Raw genomic sequence first — 538 nt, 5'->3', positions numbered from 1 at the left:
GTAAGCCGGTGCTGCGGGCCATCGCCTTCGCCCGCGCCTCGCGCCCCTCCAAGCTGGAGGCGATCATGGTGGATGTGGAAAGCGAGAAGACCGAGCGCACGCTCAGCGACTGGCAGCGACTGCAGATCCCGGTGCCGATCACCGTGCTGGCCTCCCCGTACCGCACCATCGTGGACCCGCTGATCGACCACATCCGTTCCATCCGCCGCGAATCCCCACGCGACCTGATCGTGGTGTACATCCCCGAATACGTGGTCGGCCACTGGTGGGAGCAGCTGGTGCACAACCAGACCGCGGTGCGGGTGAAGAACCGGCTGCACCACGAACCGGGCGTGGTGATCGCCTCGGTGCCTGGCGCCTGCTCAGCTCCGCCAGCGGCACCACCGAGGAATCCAGCGCCCACCGCTAAGCCCCGCCCGCCACCGGCCGAATCCCGCACGAGCAACCGCAAAGGACAACCATGCCCAGCACCCCAACCCTTGAACTGCGCATCGGCCCATCGCCCACGGCGGGCACTGCGTGGCCCGCCACGAGGCCG

At 68.8% G+C, this 538-nt stretch carries 1 pseudogene; it reads left to right on the top strand.

Annotated features, from left to right (window positions below):
* Positions 1-353 (top strand): annotated as a pseudogene (locus tag JCM19049_RS17245) (DNA-binding protein); the annotation flags it as partial.
* Positions 354-538: the final 185 nt, after the last annotated feature.

Source organism: Arthrobacter sp. JCM 19049 (assembly GCF_001310435.1).
The sequence above is the reverse complement of the archived record's forward strand: the minus strand, read 5'-3'. Positions and strand labels throughout refer to the sequence as shown.